We start from the raw sequence: 18,851 nt of genomic DNA, 5'->3' as shown, positions 1-18,851 counted from the left end.
GGGAGAACACAGATGGCTAATAAAATACTGATGGTAACCTGTAATAATCAACTTCATAAATGCCATTTAATTGAAAATACTCCAAAACAAATTACAATTGGCAGTGATATGTCACACAGCGTTTCCTTTCCTAATTTAAAACAGACCTTACAAATTGATTGGGATGGAAGGAGTTGCACATTGGATGGTCAACAACTAAATGAAGATATTCAATTAAACCCAGCATTACCTATCGATGTGTATGTAATGGATGAGGGAAGTGAATATCTATTTGATATTGCTGGTAAGGAGTCAATTACATTTGGTCCTAATTACTATGATGATGTAACCATTAATCAAACAGAGGTAGATTTTATCCTTATTCGGCAAGCACCTAACCAGTTATTTACGTTGGAGGGTCAGAAGGGGAATATTTATCATAACTTTCAGCTTATAGAAGATCCTGTTCAAGTAGAACCAGGAGACCAACTGTTCACAGATGGTGTATGTATAGTAGTTGGTGCAAATTATCTACAAATAAACACATCGCATCATGAGTTAGATACAAAATTAGTGAGCTTGGTTGATAAGGAATCTCCTTATCATGGAGAGTATCCTGATTACCATCGTTCTCCTCGAATCATACATCGAGAACCAGAAGAAAAAAGAACCATAGCAAAACCGTCTAATAAACCATCGAAACCGAGTGAACAATTAGCACGAACCATTGTACCACCGCTTGTAATGATTGTAGCTCTCGTATTGATTTCCCTTATACAGCCAAGAGGAATTTATATATTAGTAATGCTAACCGTAACGATGGTAACAGTAGTATTTTCCATTACTTCCTATATTAAAAACGTAAAAAAATATAAAGCAGATATGAAAGAAAGAGAAGAAAGCTATAAAGCCTATTTGCAGCGAAAAACCAAGGAGTTATTTTTGACTAGTGAGGAACAACGTCATGCTTTAAATTATCACTATCCAGATGTTAAGGAAATACGTGATATGGCTGCAACAGTTGAGCCGCGCATATACGAAAAAACCATTTATCAACATGATTTTCTTAACTTTCGTGTTGGTATAGGTACGGTTAAATCAAGCTTTCATATTGAATTTAACGAAGAGGAATTCACACAAGAAAAAGATGAATTAATTGATGAAGCAAGGGAATTATTGAACCAATATAACGAGATTAATCAAGTTCCTGTAGTTACGTCACTTAGGAAAGGACCGGTAGGTTATATTGGTCATCGACCGTTGGTTATTGAACAATTGCAGCTGTTAGTTATGCAGCTTTCTTTATTTCATAGTTACGAAGATTTACAATTTATTACGATTTTTCCTGAAGAAGAAAAGCAGGATTGGCATTGGATGCGATGGCTTCCTCATGCAAGTTTAAGAGATGTAAATGTACGAGGCTTTGTTTACCACGAACGTTCTCGAGATCAAGTATTATATTCTCTTTATCAGTTATTAAAAGAACGCAAGCAGGCAGTAGAAGAAAAAAGCAAGCAAAAAGAGAAGATTTATTTCTCCCCCCATTATATTGTCTTGATTACGGATGAAAAAATGATACTCGACCATACGGTCATGGAATTCTTCAATGAAGACCCTAGTGAGCTGGGTGTTTCACTGGTTTTCGTACAGGATGTTCTACATGCACTACCAGAGCATGTCAAGACAGTTATTGATATAAGGGATGCCAAAAATGGTAACATTCTGCTGGAAGAGGGAGAATTAGTTAATAAGAAATTTCGATTAGATCATTTCCCATCTGACTTTAATCAAGAAGAAATTGCTCGCTCACTAGCACCTATTAATCACTTACAGAATTTGAAAAATTCGATACCTGAAAGTGTAACTTTCTTAGAGATGTATGGAGTGGAAAAGGTTAATGAATTATTGATTGCAGATCGCTGGAGGATGAATGAAACGTATAAAAGTCTAGCAGTACCTTTGGGGTTGCGTGGGAAAGAGGATATCGTACAGCTAAATTTACATGAGAAAGCTCACGGCCCTCATGGATTAGTTGCAGGTACCACTGGTTCGGGGAAATCGGAAATAATCCAATCTTATATTTTATCGTTAGCAGTGAATTTCCATCCGCATGAAGTGGCATTTTTATTAATTGATTATAAAGGCGGCGGAATGGCTAATTTATTTCGAAACTTACCGCATTTGTTAGGAACCATTACGAATCTCGATCGTGCGCAATCGATGCGGGCACTGGCTTCGATAAAGGCGGAATTACAAAAAAGGCAGCGACTGTTTGGGGAACACAATGTCAATCATATTAATCAATATCAGAAACTATATAAACAAGGTAACGCAAGTGAACCGATGCCACATTTATTTTTAATCTCTGATGAATTTGCTGAATTAAAGTCAGAACAACCTGATTTTATGAAGGAGTTAGTTTCAACTGCAAGAATTGGTCGTTCACTTGGAATTCATTTAATATTAGCCACGCAAAAGCCAAGCGGCGTGGTAGATGATCAAATTTGGTCCAATTCGAAGTTCAAGCTAGCTTTAAAAGTACAGAACACAAGTGATTCCAATGAAATTCTAAAAACGCCGGATGCGGCTGAAATCACATTGCCCGGTCGCGCATATTTACAAGTTGGTAATAATGAAATTTATGAACTATTCCAAAGTGCGTGGAGTGGTGCAGAATATGTGCCAGATAGGGATAATGATGAATTCGTTGATACAACCATTTATGCTATTAATGATTTAGGGCAGTATGACATACTTACGGAAGACCTAAGCGGCTTAGAAAACAAACAGGAAATTGAAAAGAATCCAACCGAATTGGATGCGGTGATCGACTGCATAGCAGCTTATACAGATGAGCATCAAATTGCGCCGCTCGCACGTCCTTGGTTGCCACCACTGCCAGAAAAGATTTTTGTGGAAGATATAAAGGAGATAACTGTTGATGAAGCATGGCAAGAATCTAACAAACGATTAATCGTAACATTAGGGCTTTTAGATCAACCAGAGCTACAATCACAACGCCCGCTAACCTTAGATTTAACCAAACATGGTCATCTTGCTGTATTTTCTAGTCCTGGATATGGAAAATCCACGTTTTTACAAACGCTTGTTATGGATTTAGTTAGACAACATCGTCCAGATCAACTACATGTCTATCTATTAGATTTTGGTACCAATGGATTATTGCCATTAAAAAATATTCCGCATGTCGCAGATACGTTTCTTATTGATGAGGTAGAGAAAGTAGGCAAATTAATTCGTTTAGTGTCTGCCATTTTGAAGGAGCGAAAACAGAAGCTAAGCAGCTATGGTGTAGCTAATATTGAAATGTATGAACAAGCAAGTGGGGAGCATGAACCAAAGCTATTCATCATTATTGATAACTATGATTCAGTTCGCGATTCTGACTTTTCCGATGAATTTGAGAAGTTAATCACGCAAATTGCAAGGGAAGGAGCAAGCGTAGGTGTACATTTAGCCATAAGTGCTGGAAGACAGAGTGCCATGAGAATGCCATTATTATCGAATATCAAAACACAAATAGCGCTCTACTTAATCGAACACACCGAAGCTCGAGCGATTATTGGCAAAACGGATATAGAAATTGAAGAAATCGCGGGTCGTGGTTTAATCAAATTAGAAGAGCCAGCTTTATTTCAAACGATGCTGCCAGCGAAAGGTAAGGAATCACTAGAAATTATTGATTCCATTCAAAACACAGCTAAAACAATGGATGAAAAATGGAATGGGAAGCGGCCGAAAAAAATACCGATGGTTCCAGACAAATTATTGTTCCGTGATTTTGTGAAAGATGAACAGACCAAAGCATTCCTTGAAGAAGGCAGAATTCCATTTGGTGTTGATTTTGAACGCGTGGAGCCTGTCGAAATTAATCTAGCCAAAGATCAAAATACATTGGTAATAGCAGATGTGATGGGGTCTGTTGAAGAAATGTTCTTAACTTTGATAATGAGCATTTCTCGAAACACATATTTTGATGTCGCACTGATAGATAATGCTTCTGTAAGGTTTGGCATGTATAAAGAAAATACTGATATGTATGCGCACGACGCTACTTCTATGGAAGATGTTACGGAACGATTACAAAAACTGTTTGAGGCTAGGGAAGATGCCTTCCGTGAAGTTCAAGATAATCATGAAGGCTATGCAACAGTCAATGACTTCCTTAAAGACGTCCGCCCAATGGTGGTGTTAATCACCGATGTGTCTGTTGTAATAGACTCCTTGTCCATTACAACCCAAACGACCTTTGCCAAACTAATAGAGAATGGTTCGAGGATGGGGATACACTTTATTATTGGTGCTGTACACAGTTCCATTGATCGCTTATATGACGATATTACCCAAATGGTTAAGAAACAAAAGCATGGGGTGTTGATGGCTAGAATCATGGATCAAAACATTTTAGAAGTAGCTAATCGACCTTATCGTGAAAAAGCATTACAGGCATATGAGGCTTATTATATTCAGCAAGGAAAGGCAGAAAAAATCAAAATCGCAGTACCTCATTAAAGGAAGGGAGTGAAAGATGATGTTTGGCTGGTTCAAGTCAGAAACAGAGAAGAAGCGGGATGATTACTATGAGTTATATCAACGACTACAAGATGCAAAGTCGGAACATGACAAATTAGTAAATGAAGCAGAAGCGTCTTATTCAAGTTATATCAGCACTGTTCCTAATCTATCGAACTTTGAGATCCCATCTAACGATTTTGATTGGAAACGAGAAGAATTAAACAGCGAGCTACTTCGCTATTTTGATTACGAAAAGAATAAAAGAAGCGCTATTACCCAAGCAGCATCCAGAGCCTATCAACGATACGAATACTACAAGAATCTTGCTATCAAAGAAGAACAGGAGTAGAAAATAGTTATAATTAGATGGGAGGAATAGTCATGGGCGATGTTCGAGTCGATGGAAATAAGTTAAATGAAGCCAAAACGGCGGCTAAAGCTCTAGAAGATTCAATTAACTCTACCTACGAACAATGTGAAGAGCTATTATCGTTTGCTCAATCGGCGAAGTGGAGTGGGAAATCAAGAGATAGCTTTATAAGCTACCTTGATATCATTCATCAATATCATCATGATTTAAAATCGGCAGTAGCTTTACAAACAAAGGCATTGAATAATTTAGAGGGCTATATGGATGATTTCAATAAAGATAGTTCGGTGAAAGAAGTGAGGCATTTATGAATGATTCATCCACCGATACGTTTCATGTATCTGAACTATTTTTACTAGCTGCTTCCTTTGGAGGTCACGTACTTTTTGGTCTTCCTGAAAAAAAGATTTTCCAGCTAAAAGGAGAAGAAGTATTTGCTGATGCTCAAAAGCGCTTAATAAATAAGGAGATCTTATCTGCAGATGGAAAAGTGACAAATCGAGGGGCAATGATTATCCAAGCATTGGAACATTATTATTTGAGTGAAAAATATGTAAGGATTAATAATCTCATGTTTGCTTTTCATAATGAGTATAAGGATGAATTACTTATTCTTGTAGAAGTAGAAGAAAAAAACTTGTATAAGTTAGTTGTTGCTTCGAAAGCGATTGTCTTAAAGATGTTAACTGAAAAATTCGAGCTACTAACAAGAGAACCAGATGAAACCGAACAAAGCTTTTTAAAGAAAGAATTATCCCATCAGGAAAGAAGAGAAACGGAGGAATTAGAACCAGGGTATGAATTAATAAACATGGAATTCTTCCATTTAGACGAAAGGCGACAAGAAGTAAATAACGCTAAATATTATCAACAATGGTTAATTTTTACTAAGGATGAAAAGCAAAAACTAATTATGGTAGATACCGTTCGTCGAAAATATTATCATGCAAGCCAATATTGGTTTTTAAAATTACTCTTTGATGAAATGGAATTTCCATACAAGGAGGCGAAGTAAATGCTGATTGCAACTTCTGGAAGTGGTGGTGGAGGAGCACAAATCAATGTTCATCCAGATGAAATTACGACGATCTATAATCAGTTACAGGCAATAATAGCAGAATTAGAATCCAGTGTTACCCCTAATATACAGAAATTGGGAGAGATAGATTATTATCAAGCAGGTAAGGCAAAACCAGCAATGGAAGTGTATGCAGAAGCTAATGAAAAATTAATGGATCTCTATGATAATTATGTTCGAGCTTCTACCTTAGTTATTGATGTTCTGAATACCATGATCGAAACAGATCAAGCAATTGCCGAACAGATCATTGCAAAATTGGAGGTCTGATAGATGGATGTGAAATACATCCCTTCAGATTGGGAGAAGATACGAAGTGGTTTAGGCGATCTCGTGGGGTTAGGTCGTTGGGGCAAAGGCATGATTGATGAACTGAAGGATATCACGGAGAACATGGAAGACGCAGCCTCTGATATTGCCGAATATGACAGTGATGGGGTTATCTCTTTTTCGCATATCGACCGCGAATCAACCTATCAAAAGCTCTACGAAGATTTTCAGGTAATGCATGACTTTACCGGCAAGGTTGGCGATATCGTCGATCGCACGATGGATCAACCGTTTTATGAAGATATTGATGCGTTTGTGTCAGCGATGAAGGAAGCAACGATTTCCAACTATACAACAAAGAACCGAATTGGGGCAACGGAAGAACAAATTACCTATCATGGCTATGGAGCGATGCACACGACCCGTGAGGTACCAAAAACAGAGGTAAGTCTTGATGATTTATTCAGTGGAGATACCTTTTATGGGGAACAAATGCAGATCGAATATGAGATGTGGAAGGCAGAGCACCCGGACCAGGATTTCACACAAGAAGAATATCAGATGGCTGCCGTCAACATGAATGCGTTCGAATATGAATCAATAAAAGATCAGCAATTAAATAAGGAATTTTGGGTTAATATAGGAGCTTTGGTGGTAGTTGTAGGCGTGGCAGTTGTATGCCCTCCAGCAGGGTTGGCGTTAGGAGCTGCTTATGGTAGTTTAGAATTAGGATCTGCGATATCAGGAAAAGATTGGTCCTCCGGGAGAGAATTGGATACGGGGGAGCGATGGATGCGAGGTGCATTAGCACCGCTAGACATTATCCCTGGAGTAGCTGGGATCAAGAAATTCAGCAGCGGGGTACGGATTGCCAATCAAGCAGCCGATATAGGCCAATTTGGATTGACGTCTGGCATAAAAAGTAGTATGCAACAGGAGCTAAAGCATGTAGGAGACATGGTAACTACTGCTGGGAAACATTCTGCTAGTAGATTAAAGCATGCTGGAGCAGTTGTGATAGCTAAGGTCGCTAAGGATGCAACGGCTATAGCAAAAGCAGCAGATGCCGGAATCATTTCTGCCAAGAACCTAACTTCTACACGCAAAACGATCGCCCTAGATCAAGTAGGAAAAGTAACGATGCCAGCAGAGAACACCCACCACTTCGCCAAAAAAATGGAAGAACCAGTGAGTAAGACGGACGTGGGTAAAGTTGGAGGAGATACTTTAAATAAAAATGCAATACGTTTTACTAACTTAGATGAAGCTAATGAATGGGGTAATTTGTATTATAATGATTGGATAACTTCTTTAAGTGAAAGCGAAAAGGAAGCAATTAAAAGATATACAGGTAATGACTACAGAAAAATTAATAATTACTTAAGAGGAGTCAGTGATAGTTTAGAAGGTTTAGATATTCAAGTGATTGATAATATAACCAGTGGTTTGGATAAAGCTTATGTACCGCGTAATTTAAAAGTATATCGTGGAACGGATTTAAAGCCATTTATTGATTTATATAAGTTAAATGATGAAGGGGAAGTTATTGTTGATTCTTTGATCGGGAAAACAATAAAAGATGACGGTTTTACTAGTACTGCTATGGTTAGAGAATCATCTTTTGGTCATATGAATGTTTCTTGGGAGATTAATGTGCCAGAAGGCTCTAATGCTGCATATATTGGAGGAATTAGTCATTATCCAAATGAGGCAGAATTATTATTAAATGCCGGACAAGAAATGGTTATAAAGCAAGCTACTGTTAATAGTGATGGAAAGATACATTTAGTTTTAGACTTATTAAAGTAGGTGTATAAAAGTGGATAAAAGAAGAATGATTGATAGATGGGAAGATGATAATAAATCTTTTCTTAAATTAAGTGTTAAGCAAAGAATTATGCCTACAATTTATGGTGGTATAATAGGAGATTTATTAGGCGTACCAGTTGAATTTAGAAAAAGAGATTCATACTGCATAAAGGACGTAACTGGATTTGGAACATACAATCAACCACCTGGAACTTGGTCAGACGACACATCTCTAACAATGTGTTTAATAGAAAACCTAATAGAAGAAGGACCTAAAACGGATTTAATGGATAAGTTTGTTCAATATAAAAGAGATGGGTATTGGACGCCATACGGGAAAATGTTTGATATTGGAAGAACAACAGATGAAGCTATTACTCGTTATGAGCATGGGATGACAGTTGAAGAGTGTGGCGGAAGAGATGAGTATGAAAATGGTAATGGTGCAATCATGAGAATCGCCCCTTTAGTATTTGTTCTTTATAATGAATTTAATTTTATGAAGAAGGTAGAGTTTATAAAAAGTTTTACTAAATTAACTCATGCACATCCTCGTTCAATCGTTGGTTCAATTATCTTTATTGAATTTTTATTTAGACTATACCATAATAATACTCCTCAAGAGGCGTTAAATGTAATCAAGCGCCTATTCGATAAAAATTTTGATGAATCGCATAACTATCAACAAGAACTAAATTGTTATGCAAGGCTGTTCGATAATGAATTCTTTGAATTGGATAAAGTGGAAATTAATTCAGATGGGTATGTGGTACATACTTTAGAAGCTGCAATATGGTGTCTTGGAAATTCAACAAACTTTGTAGAAGCAGTGCTAAAAGCAGTTAATTTAGGTGATGACACGGATACTATTGCTGCAATAACCGGGAATATGGCAGGTATGTATTATAAAATGAAAGAAATCCCAAGCGAATGGCTAGATAAAATAGCTAGAAAAAGAGATATTGATAAATTAGTAAATAATTTTTATCATTACTGTGCTGATAAAGCAGTTTTAGAAGAATACGGCAGTAATTAACATTTGAAGATTTAAAGTAAGGGAGCAATATTGTGCAGAAGGGACTTTTTGCAAAATATAATAATGAAATCTATGAAGTTAGTAGAATTGATGAGGCGAGTATAAGGCTTATAAGCAAAAATAATAGTGATGTAAAAAAATGGTTTTACTGAAAAAAATACCCTAATTATTATAAAAACATCGATTCTCTTCCTAAACTGTATATAAAAGAAGTAAACAAGAAACAAGTTCAAGAGCTTTATGAAATTGATTATAAAGCAAAATATAAGGGATTTGAATACAATCTAAGTTTTAACGATAAAACGAAGGATTTGTTTCTTGGAACTACGAATGCTGAGGTTGCTAAAATTAATAACTTTGAAAGAACGGATAAATACTATTATGAAAAAAAGTCAAGAAATCTGAGATAGAAATCAGAGAAATTCGAAAAGAAATTAGCTTATAAAATACTTTATATATTTAAATCTATAGTAACATAGTGATTTTTAATAGTTAATCTTATTAATTTACTAACAGACATAATTGGATATTTAACTCAAAACAAATAGTTAGAAGAAGTTACATACATGAATGAACGAAAGAGAATAGTTACAGAAATCCTAGAGCATAAATTCTACTGCAAAGAGGGAGGTCTGATAAATGGATGTAAAATACATCCCAGCAGATTGGGAGAAGATGCGAAGTGGTTTAGGCGATCTCGTGGGGTTAGGTCGTTGGGGCAAAGGCATGATTGATGAACTGAAGGATATCACGGAGAACATGGAAGATGCAGCCTCTGATATTGCCGAATATGACAGTGATGGGGTTATCTCTTTTTCGCATATCGACCGCGAATCAACCTATCAAAAGCTCTACGAAGATTTTCAGGTAATGCATGACTTTACCGGCAAGGTTGGCGATATCGTCGATCGCACGATGGATCAACCGTTTTATGAAGATATTGATGCGTTTGTGTCAGCGATGAAGGAAGCAACGATTTCCAACTATACAACAAAGAACCGAATTGGGGCAACGGAAGAACAAATTACCTATCATGGCTATGGAGCGATGCACACGACCCGTGAGGTACCAAAAACAGAGGTAAGTCTTGATGATTTATTCAGTGGAGATACCTTTTATGGGGAACAAATGCAGATCGAATATGAGATGTGGAAGGCAGAGCACCCGGACCAGGATTTCACACAAGAAGAATATCAGATGGCTGCCGTCAACATGAATGCGTTCGAATATGAATCAATAAAAGATCAGCAATTAAATAAGGAATTTTGGGTTAATATAGGAGCTTTGGTGGTAGTTGTAGGCGTGGCAGTTGTATGCCCTCCAGCAGGGTTGGCGTTAGGAGCTGCTTATGGTAGTTTAGAATTAGGATCTGCGATATCAGGAAAAGATTGGTCCTCCGGGAGAGAATTGGATACGGGGGAGCGATGGATGCGAGGTGCATTAGCACCGCTAGACATTATCCCCGGAGTAGCTGGGGTAAAGAAATTTGCCACAACCACGCGAACTGTAGGTAAAGTAGCGGATCTAGGAAGAATAACCAAACAGCCATCTAATGTAAGAAATCTCGTCAGCACAGCAAAAGAAACCGCCACTGCACGTTTAACAAGTGCCAGACAAGTTGTAAATAACAAAATGTCTTTAGTAAAGGAAAACGTCAGTGGAACTGTGGTCAATGCAGCCCAAAAAGCAGATGATGTGGCTACCCATCTACGAGCTGGTATGCAGCCAAATGTTGCCATTGCTGGTGGAGGAAGGCTGGATGATGCAGCTGTAACTTACTTTAGTGCGAAGGCAAAGGATGCAGGGTTTGTAAAGAGCAGTGTAACTGAAAGCAGCAGTGGTGCAGGAAAACATTTGGATGATGGTAAGGATTCAGCTAAAAAAAGTCAAACTGAAGGAACATATTCTTATAATTACTGAATTTATGGGACCAGTTCAGTAATATTTAAGACAGAATTAACTATAAGCACTTGATTGCCTTTTTGGTAACAGGTGTTTTTTTGTGAGAAATTTAAAAGAAAACATCAGTGGAACCATAGTAAGTGCAGCCCAAAAAGCAGATGATGTGGCTACCAATCTACGAGCTGGTATGCAGCCAAATGTTGCCATTGCCGGTGGAGGAAGGCTGGATGATGCAGCTGTAACTTACTTTAGTGCCAAGGCAAAGGATGCAGGTTTTGTAAAGAGCAGTGTAACTGAAAGCAGCAGTGGTGCAGGAAAACATTTGGATGATGGTAAAGATTTGGCTAAGGGTATAGATAATGGTACTAGACAGGTATCTGACGATATCATTAAGGATGGTAGTCATTTGGTTAAAGGTGGTAAATTAAAACCAAATGTTAAATATCAAGCAGGTGAATATAATTATCAATATAAGACAGATGGTTTAGGGAGACTTACTGATTTTAATGCGGATGACTTAAAACTAACAAAACGTAATAATAGATTGTCTCATAAGTCCAATACACCTGGAAAAGAACCTGGAGACCATGCAGGACACCTATCGGCTGATAGATTTGGAGGCTCTCCAGATTTGGATTCTTGTATCTCAATCAAGTGGTGTTAACTTGAGTAAATACAAAAAGCTAGAAAACCAATGGGCTAAAGCAATAGAAGAAGGAAAAGACGTTTCAGTTAATGTTAAAGTTAATTACGAAGGAAATAGTTTAAGACCTAGCAGCTTTGATATAGAATATGAAATAGATGGTCGTATGAGGTTCACAAGTTTAGAGAACTAGGGGGGATTATGTGAAGTTATTTGAGGACTATTTTTCAGAATTACAAACAGACATGGTGGCTATTTGTTTAGAGTATGTTGATAATAAAGCTGATGAAATTTTTATTTATTGTTCGTATGAACCAAAAATGTATGTTTTTGATTTTTTCTATAAAATTAATGGAAAAGTTGTTCATAAACATCAACTAAACGAGGCTTCAAAAGAATTGGATAGTCAACAAAATCGGGTTTACGATGTTTCGAGAGAAAGACAGAAGGCTGCACTAAGAATAGGTAATCAAAATTTAAAGCATATTCATAAAAAATGTGAAGAGTTCAATAAAGATATGCCAACAGAAATGAAATTACATTATAATGTAAAGAAAAATAGCTTAAAAGGAAAATATAGATATGATTTAGTTTATTCTATTGATGACGAACTATTACCAGATGATATCTTTGATTTATGGTTCGAAGAAGTGAAAGAAAATAATTTGTAAAACTAGACCTTGATTGGCTAAAGTCCTTTCAGGGTTTCTTTTTTGAGGGGCTACCTAGTGCCGAATGAACCGCTAGTTATTAATAGAAAATAGATACTCTTTGTAAGCCGTATAGGTTGTTTTAACAAATTCTTTAGTACGTACAACACCTTTTAAAAAGGTAACCTATCTAGTGAGTTTCATTAGTTGTGAAATAGTCTAAAATCTTAGATACTACCATTCACGAACTTTATGAGCTTATTGATAATGCGGATTTTACAGGGATTTCAGAATTTTCCGAGGAAGAAGAAAACTTGAGCATTGCTCGAATTTGGTCACTATTAGTTGATGCTGTAGCTTATACCTCATGGGAAGCTTATAAAAATGAAGAAGTGAAATATTTACCTCAGTCATTAGAAAGTATTACTACCGATAGTATTATTACCTTCTTAAATAGTGCAGTGGAAACCAGCTTTGTTAAAGTAGAGGAAATCAAAAGAATGGAAAAAGTTTATAATGATTATAGGAGTACAAATGCTGAAATTCCAAAAAAAAGAGAAATATTTTATGGATATTTTTAAATAAGCAATATACCTTGGAATTTGTCTTGTAATACTTAATGCTCTTGATTTGTTGATAAATTATACTTAGGCTAACCTGCATATTAAACATATGTTGCAAGCTCTTTGTAACAAGCAAAATATATAGAATTTATGCTTAATGTTTGTTGACTGCCCTAAGGTTATAAAAAAAGCACTTGATTGTCAGATAGGCATCAGGTGTTTTTGTTTTTTTAGTTTAGATTTTTAACTTTGATTAACATTGGACAGACTATTGAGATTCATAGCTCAATGAAGGTAGTATCATCAAGGTATTCTGTTTAATACTGTGTATGTGAAAATAATAAGATAGGCGAGATGACATTTTACATGCCAAGAGGACTTAAGTTACTGCCGAACCCACAACCTAACGAGATTGACAAAGCTCGTGGCGATAAACAGTGGGTAACCAAAAAGGTTGTTTAATAGCACAAGAGGAATAAAAATAGGGTTGTAATATTCTTAGGGAGTGCCGTACAATTCTCGATATTCGCTAAAAGCGTTACAAAATTTTAAAATTTACGTTACTTAATACAAGCTAATTATATTAGATATAAATCAAATACACCAGGAAAAGAATCTGGAGACCATGCTGGACATTTAGCTGGTGATAGGATTGGGGGATCTCCGGATGATAAACTTGTTCCTCAATCAAGCAGTGTTGATTTAAGTAAATATAAGAAGTTGGAGAATAAATGATGGACGTATAAGTTTTACAAGTTTAGAAAATTAGAGGTGGTTAAATGAAGGAATTTGAAGATTATTTTTCAGAATTACAAACGGATATGGTTTCAATTTGTTTAGAGTACTTTTTTGAAAGAGCTAATAAAAAAATATATATTGTTCATATGAAGAAGGTCTTGTTTCAAATGACTTCTTTTATAATATTAAGGTGAAAATCTAGAAAAAATCAATTTGAAGGAACATTCTTTTTATTAATAAATTTATGTCACTAGTTCAATAATGTTTAAGTCTTAGCTACAGATTTAAATTTTGTGAGACAGCAAAAGAAACCGCCACTGCACGTTTAACAAGTGCCAGACAAGTTGTAAATAACAAAATGTCTTTAGTAAAGGAAAACGTCAGTGGAACTGTGGTCAATGCAGCCCAAAAAGCAGATGATGTGGCTACCCATCTACGAGCTGGTATGCAGCCAAATGTTGCCATTGCTGGTGGAGGAAGGCTGGATGATGCAGCTGTAACTTACTTTAGTGCGAAGGCAAAGGATGCAGGGTTTGTAAAGAGCAGTGTAACTGAAAGCAGCAGTGGTGCAGGAAAACATTTAGATGATGGTAAGGATTTGGCTAAGGGTACGGGAAAAGGTAGTCATTCAGAGAATGTAACTAGAATAAAAGAAATTGAAGTAACATATAAAAGAAAAGTTAAACATGACTCTGAAGAGTTTGCTAGACAACTTAAAGATCAAGAAAAAGGTATGAATGAGTTAACGGTTGATGAGTATCTGAAAAATAGAGAAAGATATATTGCTGAGGGACGTGCGATAGAAGGTAATGCTGCTCAACAAACAGCTCGAGAAGAAGCATTTTCTGATAAAGTTGCAGAACTTATGACTAACGGAAAATCATTTGATGAAGCAGAAAAAGAAGCTAAAGAATGGCTGAATACCCAAGCAGCACTTCATAATCCAGATCAAATTGCAGGTGGATAACCAGATGAAACTGGTGGAATGGGGCATAAGGGCATTAATTCTTCAATTGGTTCTCAATGGAGATATAGAATTGATGTTGTTGATGAACAAATAAGGGAAATAGCAAAAAATATGAAACCTGAGCAATTAAAAGCACCTATTTGAATGTTAAACTGACACACTAAGGAGATTTATTTATGGAAAAAACATTAAATGATTTTAAGGTAAACAGTAAGGTTCCAAAAGAAATAATAGAGAAATATAAAAATCTTGTTCCAAAAGAAATAATAGACTTGTGGCAGGAATATGGATTTGGAACATTCATGCAAGGATATTTAAAAAGTGTTAACCCAGAAGCGTACATTGATATTTTACAAGAGTGTAGTCAAAGATATACGGATTCTGTAGTGTTATTTGCTACTGGTATGGGAGATTTAGTATTATGGGCTGACGGTTATGTAAGATTGCTTAATTTTAGATACGGAGTACTTAAAACAGTTATGCCAAACTTTTTATTTTTTTCAAAAGTCTGGATTCAGAAAAGTTTCGGGATGAGTATTTAAAGTGGAAACCATATCCCGAAGCTGTTGAAAATTGGGGAGAACTATCTTATGAAGATTGCTTCGGCTATACACCTCTATTAGGTTTAGGTGGAGCAGAAAAAGTAGAGAATCTAAAAAAAGTCAAACTGAAGGAACATATTCTTATAATTACTGAATTTATGGGACCAGTTCAGTAATATTAGTGCGAAGGCAAAGGATGCAGGGTTTGTAAAGAGCAGTGTAACTGAAAGCAGCAGTGGTGCAGGAAAACATTTGGATGATGGTAAGGATTCAGCTAAGGGTACGATGGGTAATAATAGGCAGATAGACTTTACAAGAGGTTTTGACGTAGACCCTAAATACAGCTCTTATGAACAAAGGGTAAAAACTACCCCTGTTAATAAAGGTGAATGGAGTAACGAACGAGCAGAATCGTTATTTATCTCCGATAAGACCGGTGAAATAAAAAAATATCTTGATGAAGCTGGTGTTGATGGAGTTGAGTATAAAAACGGAATGCCAGACTTTTCTCCATTTTCCAAAGGTGAAATTAAATTAGCAAATATGACTAATGATAGAAAATCAAACTTCTCGACTGCTGATGAAGAATTGGCTAAAAAGTGGAGTACACCAGAACAAAAATGGACAGCAGAAGATATAGCTGATTGGCGAGAAGATAATAAATATACTTGGCATGAACTTAACGACTTGGAAACAATACAATTGGTGCCAAGTAAAATCAATAGTGTTTTTAAACATTTGGGTGGAGTTGGAGAATATAATATAAAAGTTAAGTTAGGAGAGTGATTAGGATGGCCATGATTAATGATGATTTATTTGGAAAGCTTGAATATAAAAACAATTTTTGGAGAGGAGAAACAACTATTAGAATGTTTGATTTGGAAAAAGAAATACTTTTAAGTGTCGATGCACATGAAAATGCTGACTTTTCAAATGTGCAAAGAGAAGCATTTATTAACTTTAATCAAGATATGAAAAACATAATAAATGAGGCTGAAAAGAAAGTTTACGATTACTATATTGAGAACTATGAAGAGTATAGAGAGATGTTAGGTAATGAATCAGAAGCAGATAAATTTGCACCAAAGATTGATTCTATCTCAGATTTAAAGAGAATAGTGAAGCCGGTTGAATTAATCGTAAGAAGAGTAAGAAAGAATGGAAAAAGAAGATTAGGTTTACTTTGCGATGTCTCCTGGGATATTGACAATGGAATGGGAATAAAAATTGAAGATGAAATGGTAGAAGAAGTAGGTTATCAAGATATTGTATTATAACTTTCATAATATTATGGATGATAAAATTAACCTTGAATGGAAGTGAGTTCATTCAAGGTTTTTTCTCATAATTAATAGATGAAAGGTGATAAAAAAAGACTGTATGAAATTTAGTCTCTGGAACATTCCACTTTTTCCGTAGCGCATCCAACTCTTCTTTCCCCAATTCAAACTTAGGTATATTGGGAATTGAATAAGGTAAGTTTTTATTAATAGGTCTTTAGATTATTTTGAATAATTTCCCATTTGATTCGTATTAAACACTAAAGATATTTATTAAAGAAATGTTAGAATGGGAAGAGGAAATGCTATTTTCGATGATGTATTTTATTACTCTTCAGGAGATAAGAAGCTTATTAGTCCAGCAAAAGTAACTAAAGAAATAGAAGATAAAAGGCAATTATTCTATTGTAGTGGTAAAAAATGTAATGCAAAATTAAGTCATAACATAGGAAAAGGCAAAAACCCTAAGTCTTACTTTTTTTAAGAAAATTGCGCGACGAAGAGAACAATACTCATCATAAGGATTGTGATTTTTATTTACTAGATGAATATATCCAAGTCAAAGAATTGAAAAGTATTAGAAAAAATATAGTGGAGTAGAATGGTATGTTCCATTAGAAAATGAAAGTAAACCAAAACAAAATAAGAAAGAGAATAACAGTAAGGTTAAATCAAATTTGGATGAAACGAAATACATAAAGAAATATACCACAAAACAATATAAAACTGCTGCACAAGCAATAATCAAAGGAGGGTATTTTTATTGGAAACTATATTTAGCGATTTTATAAAACATGAAACAGTTGATAAAGATGTTATTATAAAATATATGGATAAACTCCCTGAAGAATTGATAGAAACATGGAAAAAATATGGGTTTGGTACTTTCGCAAATGACTTTTTAAAAGTTATTAATCCAGACGATTATTTATACATTTAGAGAATAGTTATTTAAGATATGAGCAGGCAATTCCTATTTTTACAACCGCAATGGGTGATATTATAGTATGGGAAAAAGGTAAGTATGTAAATTTATTAAATTTTAAGAAAGGATATGTTAATGTTGTTTCATCCGGGTTTGAATTCTTTTTTGATGACTTAAAAGATAATAACTTTATGAACGATGAATTAATGTGGCAGCCTTATCCTGAAGTGATTAGTAAATACAGTGCCCCTAACTATGATGAGTGTTTTGGATACACCCCTCTATTAGGGTTAGGTGGAGTAGAAAAAGTAGAGAATCTAAAAAAAGTCAAACTGAAGGAACATATTCTTATAATTACTGAATTTATGGGACCAGTTCAGTAATATTAGGGAGTATGTTACAGAATTAACAATAAGCACTTGATTGCCTTATTAGGAATCAGGTGTTTTTGTTTTTTAGAAACCTCAAATTTGGACGATGTTGGATATTGCTTTACTGAAACTCATAGCTCATGAAGGTAGTATCATCATGGAGTATTGATTTTATATTTGGATTTTGTGAGAAGTACGATAAACAGGCAAGATAACATTTTAAGTGGTAGGAACACTTATGATACTGCAAAACCCACAAACTAAATACAATGACAAAGCTCGTGGCGATAAACAATGGGTAACGTATATTATAGGTGCTGTTTTATTGTATAAGAAAATTAACTTATAGTTGTATTTTTACAAGAGACGGTCGTATAATACTCGCTATTCGTTAAAAAGCGTTACAATAATTAAAATTTATGTAACGGGAGGGTGAAAAGTTGAACGTTGTTGGGCATATACGAGTCTCCACTCAAGGGCAAGCAAGAGATGGATATAGCTTGAAATTTCAAGAAGATGAAATTAAAGCATACTGTGAAGAAGAGGGTTTTAACTTGATTCATATTTTTAGAGATGAAGGAATTAGTGGCGCAAAACTGAATGAAGAAGCATTAGAAATTGATAGGGTGGGCTTACAAGAAATGTTGGCTCACCTTTCGTCTATCCAAATTGATTATGTGGTGGTGCTGAACACAAGTCGCTTATGGCGGTCAGATATTGTAAGGTGTTGATACAACGAGAGCTAAAGAAATATGGCTGTGATATTAAAAGTATTGAACAGCCATTTTATAGTATCCATAAAAAGATCCCAACGCAATGGCTTAATGGAGTTATTGGACCAATACCAACGGCTTGAAATTGCTCTCAAACTAACGAAAGGGAGAAATAAAAAGGCGAAGGAGGGTGGTTATGCAGGAGGAAGGGCAACATTTGGCTATATGAAACAAAAGGGTGAGAAGGAACTAAAGATACATAACAGTCATGCAGAAGTAGTGAAACGATTGTTTGAGCTTAGACAGATACATATGAAATGGTCACTGTCTAGGTTGGCAGAAGCATTAAATAAGGAAGGTTATCAAACAACGCAAGGAAAAGCATTTACGAAAGTACAATTCTCGATATTCGCTAAAAGCGTTACAAAATTTTTAAATTTACGTTACTTAATACAAGCTAATTATATTAGATATAAATC

The 18,851-nt window shown here is 35.5% G+C and carries 13 protein-coding genes and 6 pseudogenes; all 19 read left to right on the top strand.

The features are described from left to right. Positions 1-12: 12 nt before the first annotated feature. The gene (essC, locus tag BN990_RS12940; RefSeq protein WP_038245445.1) at positions 13-4,512 is read left to right on the top strand and encodes a type VII secretion protein EssC; all 4,500 of its coding nucleotides are present in this window, start codon (positions 13-15) and stop codon (positions 4,510-4,512) included. A 19-nt stretch (positions 4,513-4,531) separates the two neighbouring features. After that, a complete protein-coding gene (locus tag BN990_RS12935) occupies positions 4,532-4,864 on the top strand; it encodes a hypothetical protein (protein WP_081856148.1) in 333 nt (110 codons plus the stop codon). A gap of 32 nt (positions 4,865-4,896) precedes the next feature. After that, positions 4,897-5,196 (top strand): WXG100 family type VII secretion target, encoded by a 300-nt coding sequence (locus tag BN990_RS12930; protein WP_021291847.1) that lies wholly within the window; start codon positions 4,897-4,899, stop codon positions 5,194-5,196. Then, complete coding sequence (locus BN990_RS12925; protein ID WP_038245442.1) at positions 5,193-5,900, top strand: DUF5081 family protein; 708 nt, start codon at positions 5,193-5,195, stop codon at positions 5,898-5,900. The genes BN990_RS12930 and BN990_RS12925 overlap by 4 nt, the downstream gene beginning before the upstream one ends. Continuing rightward, positions 5,901-6,233, top strand: a complete 333-nt coding sequence (locus tag BN990_RS12920) for a hypothetical protein (protein ID WP_021291845.1) — start codon at positions 5,901-5,903, stop codon at positions 6,231-6,233. 3 nt (positions 6,234-6,236) lie between these two features. Continuing rightward, positions 6,237-8,042: an ADP-ribosyltransferase gene (locus BN990_RS23200; RefSeq protein ID WP_051739195.1), complete on the top strand. Its 1,806-nt coding sequence runs from the start codon at positions 6,237-6,239 to the stop codon at positions 8,040-8,042. 25 nt (positions 8,043-8,067) lie between these two features. Next, on the top strand, positions 8,068-9,078 hold the full coding sequence (locus tag BN990_RS12905; RefSeq protein ID WP_038245955.1) for an ADP-ribosylglycohydrolase family protein: 1,011 nt from the start codon (positions 8,068-8,070) through the stop codon (positions 9,076-9,078). 1,876 nt (positions 9,079-10,954) lie between these two features. Continuing rightward, a pseudogene (locus tag BN990_RS23695) lies at positions 10,955-11,020 on the top strand (T6SS immunity protein Tdi1 domain-containing protein); the annotation flags it as partial. Between the two features lie 147 nt (positions 11,021-11,167). Continuing rightward, positions 11,168-11,816: pseudogene (locus BN990_RS21565) on the top strand (DNA/RNA non-specific endonuclease). A 10-nt stretch (positions 11,817-11,826) separates the two neighbouring features. Beyond that, entirely contained in the window at positions 11,827-12,294 is a 468-nt protein-coding gene (locus tag BN990_RS12890) for a hypothetical protein (RefSeq protein WP_021291840.1), read from the top strand. 203 nt (positions 12,295-12,497) lie between these two features. Beyond that, positions 12,498-12,854 (top strand): Imm6 family immunity protein, encoded by a 357-nt coding sequence (locus BN990_RS12885; protein WP_081856147.1) that lies wholly within the window; start codon positions 12,498-12,500, stop codon positions 12,852-12,854. A gap of 549 nt (positions 12,855-13,403) precedes the next feature. Beyond that, complete coding sequence (locus tag BN990_RS22615; RefSeq protein WP_308437224.1) at positions 13,404-13,571, top strand: DNA/RNA non-specific endonuclease; 168 nt, start codon at positions 13,404-13,406, stop codon at positions 13,569-13,571. A gap of 361 nt (positions 13,572-13,932) precedes the next feature. Further along, positions 13,933-14,685 (top strand): annotated as a pseudogene (locus BN990_RS23500) (polymorphic toxin type 15 domain-containing protein). A gap of 32 nt (positions 14,686-14,717) precedes the next feature. Continuing rightward, positions 14,718-15,259, top strand: a pseudogene (locus tag BN990_RS12875) (T6SS immunity protein Tdi1 domain-containing protein). Positions 15,260-15,335: 76 nt separating this feature from the next. Next, positions 15,336-15,869, top strand: coding sequence for an HNH endonuclease (locus BN990_RS12870; RefSeq protein WP_051739190.1), 534 nt, complete (start codon positions 15,336-15,338; stop codon positions 15,867-15,869). A 5-nt stretch (positions 15,870-15,874) separates the two neighbouring features. Continuing rightward, positions 15,875-16,360 (top strand): DUF6985 domain-containing protein, encoded by a 486-nt coding sequence (locus tag BN990_RS12865; protein ID WP_021291843.1) that lies wholly within the window; start codon positions 15,875-15,877, stop codon positions 16,358-16,360. 292 nt (positions 16,361-16,652) lie between these two features. Then, complete coding sequence (locus BN990_RS12860) at positions 16,653-16,847, top strand: hypothetical protein (protein ID WP_038245440.1); 195 nt, start codon at positions 16,653-16,655, stop codon at positions 16,845-16,847. Positions 16,848-17,126: 279 nt separating this feature from the next. Continuing rightward, positions 17,127-17,671 (top strand): annotated as a pseudogene (locus BN990_RS12855) (T6SS immunity protein Tdi1 domain-containing protein). 428 nt (positions 17,672-18,099) lie between these two features. Further along, positions 18,100-18,851: pseudogene (locus BN990_RS21975) on the top strand (recombinase family protein); the annotation flags it as partial.

This window comes from Virgibacillus salexigens, from assembly GCF_000723585.1.
Classification (GTDB): Bacteria; Bacillota; Bacilli; order Bacillales; family Amphibacillaceae; genus Virgibacillus; species Virgibacillus salexigens.
The sequence above is the reverse complement of the archived record's forward strand: the minus strand, read 5'-3'. Positions and strand labels throughout refer to the sequence as shown.

Excerpts from the sequence above, each read along its gene's own strand:
- BN990_RS12930 (WP_021291847.1), top strand. The coding sequence starts at position 4,897 with ATGGGCGATGTTCGAGTCGATGGAAATAAGTTAAATGAAGCCAAAACG.
- BN990_RS12865 (WP_021291843.1), top strand. The coding sequence starts at position 15,875 with ATGGCCATGATTAATGATGATTTATTTGGAAAGCTTGAATATAAAAAC.
- BN990_RS12925 (WP_038245442.1), top strand. The coding sequence starts at position 5,193 with ATGAATGATTCATCCACCGATACGTTTCATGTATCTGAACTATTTTTA.
- BN990_RS12860 (WP_038245440.1), top strand. The coding sequence starts at position 16,653 with ATGGGAAGAGGAAATGCTATTTTCGATGATGTATTTTATTACTCTTCA.
- BN990_RS23200 (WP_051739195.1), top strand. The coding sequence starts at position 6,237 with ATGGATGTGAAATACATCCCTTCAGATTGGGAGAAGATACGAAGTGGT.
- BN990_RS12920 (WP_021291845.1), top strand. The coding sequence starts at position 5,901 with ATGCTGATTGCAACTTCTGGAAGTGGTGGTGGAGGAGCACAAATCAAT.
- BN990_RS12905 (WP_038245955.1), top strand. The coding sequence starts at position 8,068 with ATGATTGATAGATGGGAAGATGATAATAAATCTTTTCTTAAATTAAGT.
- BN990_RS12935 (WP_081856148.1), top strand. The coding sequence starts at position 4,532 with ATGTTTGGCTGGTTCAAGTCAGAAACAGAGAAGAAGCGGGATGATTAC.
- essC (WP_038245445.1), top strand. The coding sequence starts at position 13 with ATGGCTAATAAAATACTGATGGTAACCTGTAATAATCAACTTCATAAA.